Annotated in this window: 2 protein-coding genes; both read left to right on the top strand. The window is 47.6% G+C overall.

Going from position 1 to position 2,410, the window contains the following annotated elements; genetic code table 11:
- The first annotated feature begins 140 nt into the window (after positions 1-140).
- Entirely contained in the window at positions 141-950 is an 810-nt protein-coding gene (locus IFO69_RS21540; protein WP_192012226.1) for a tyrosine-type recombinase/integrase, read from the top strand.
- Complete coding sequence (locus tag IFO69_RS21535; protein WP_192012225.1) at positions 950-2,122, top strand: IS91 family transposase; 1,173 nt, start codon at positions 950-952, stop codon at positions 2,120-2,122. The genes IFO69_RS21540 and IFO69_RS21535 overlap by 1 nt, the downstream gene beginning before the upstream one ends.
- Positions 2,123-2,410: the final 288 nt, after the last annotated feature.

Genomic DNA, 2,410 nt, shown 5'->3' with positions numbered 1-2,410 from the left:
GTTGAACAAAACCTCCTACGTCGGTAGTTGTTTGATTTTTAAAGCTTTAATAGGTTTAATATCAGTTGCTTACACTAAATTCATTCCATGTTTTATCATTAATTAAATAGTATCATGGAAAAAAAAGCCTTCGTCAACGGATGTATGAGGAAATGCGTGTCAGAAACTATTCTCCCAGAAGCATCAAGACCTACATCAGCCAGGTATCGAAAGTATCCAAACATTTCGGAAAGAGTCCCGAACACATCAGTATAGCTGAGCTAAAGGAATACCTTTTCCAAAAGGTAGAGGTGAATAAAATGTCTTTCTCTGGTGTAAACCAGGCCATCAGTGCGTTCAAAATACTTTTCAAAGATGTCCTGGGCAGAATCTGGGATCCGGTAAGAATCAAGCGGCCCAGGCGGTCCAAGCCCCTCCCTTCTGTTTTTTCGAAAGAGGAGATATCCCTTATACTGAACTCCATAAGTAACAGAAAGCATTATTGCCTGCTGGCCCTCACCTACGCCTCCGGGCTGAGGCTGAACGAGGTCATCAGTCTGAAGCCCGGTGATATTGACAGCGACAGGATGCAGCTGAAAGTCAGGGGAGGAAAGGGGTATAAGGACAGGTATACCCTGTTGCCAAAAGGGCTGTTGGAAAGGCTCCGGGAATATTACAGGTACTACCGGCCCAACACCTATCTTTTCGAAGGTCGGACACCGGGCAAGCCCTACAGTGAAAAGAGTGCACAGTGCGTTTTAAAAAAAGCCATGGAATGCGCAGGGGTAACAAAGCATGCTTCTTTCCATACCCTACGCCACTCCTTTGCCACGCACCTTCTTGAGCAGGGAACCAATGTCAGGATCATCCAGGAGCTGTTGGGACACAAGTCACTCAGGACCACTACAGTTTACCTGCATGTGACCAACTTGAATCCGGCACTGATCAAAAGTCCCCTGGATGAGCTCTGATGGAGACCGTTAACAAGAGGAACAGTGGGGCAGAACTTTCCGATATCCTGCTGGGAGAGAAAGGATCCTTTCTTTCAGGAAACAGTCTGTGTACCGTCCAGTACAAGGCCTATCTGGACATCATTTCCTGTAGGACATCCAAAATGGGATCGCATACCCTGGCATGTGACAGCTGTGGACATACCAAAACGAGCTATAACAGCTGCCGGAACCGCCATTGTCCCAAATGCCAGTATATCAAACAGCAGGTATGGGTGGAAAAGCTCAGGTGCAGGTTGCTGCCGGTGAGATACTTTCACGTGGTGTTCACCGTCCCCGACTTTCTCAGGCCGCTTTTTTATGCCAACCAGCGGTTTTGTTATAAGCTCCTGTTCGAAGCCTCTTCGGCCGCAGTGAAAAGGGCCGCCCTGAACCCCGCTTTTCTGGGGGTCGAAAGCGGTTGCCTGGCAGTGCTCCATACATGGGGACAGTCCCTGTCCTACCATCCACATATCCATATGCTGGTCCCTGCCGGGGGACTGGACACCGATGGGGCCGAGTGGATCGGCGCCCATAAAAAGTTCTTTGTTCCGGTAAAGGCCCTGTCAGCTATTTACAGGGGCGTGTTTATGGAAAAACTTGTCAGGGCGCTGGAAGAAAACCTTCTCAGGATACCCGAAAAGCAGGCCAAGCAGTTTGCCGGCCCAAGGTCTCTCAAGCAGGAAGCCTATGCAAAATTTTGGCATATCTATATCAAAAAGACCTTCAAAGGGGCAAACCAGGTGGTCAGCTATCTGGGAAGGTACACTCACCGGGTAGCCATCAGTAACAGCAGGGTCCAATGGGCCGACGGAAAAACGGTCTGCTTCAGGTGGAAGGACTACAGGGACAACAGGAACAAGACCATGAGCCTCAGCTGCCACGAGTTTACAAGAAGGTTCATGCAGCACATCCTCCCCTCGGGATTTTACAAGATCAGGTACTATGGGATCATGGCCTCGGCAAACAGCAGGACCAAAATGGAAACCTGCTTCAGCTCGCTGAAAAGGACAAGGTACATCTCCTTCTACCAGGGACTAACAACTTACGAGATACTGGAAGAGGTTTTGGGCCCGGACTCCTTCCTTTGCCCTTGCTGTAAAAAGGGAAAAATGATGTTCGGGATTCCATCACCAAAAGAAAAAGACCCCTGAAACTTTACAAATGGGACGTTCATTGGCATCATGAAAACAGATTGGAGGAAAAAGGTTTCCTAGGGAAAAATATGCCCTTTTTCCAGTAAAGCTATCAATCAAACTTGAAACTTTAAGCAGTGAAACCTAAGGAACCTCCTGAAAACTCCCGCCATGGGAAGATCCATGAAAGACAAATGCCCATAGCACTTCACCGGCTTCGTTCAACTATGTTTTAAACGCAATCTTGATTGTCTTAAGAAAATAGTTTATTTTTTTGACTAGATTACGTTTAAAACACTTTGCGTT

The organism is Echinicola arenosa, from assembly GCF_014841125.1.
GTDB classification, from domain to species: Bacteria; Bacteroidota; Bacteroidia; order Cytophagales; family Cyclobacteriaceae; genus Echinicola; species Echinicola arenosa.
The sequence above is the reverse complement of the archived record's forward strand: the minus strand, read 5'-3'. Positions and strand labels throughout refer to the sequence as shown.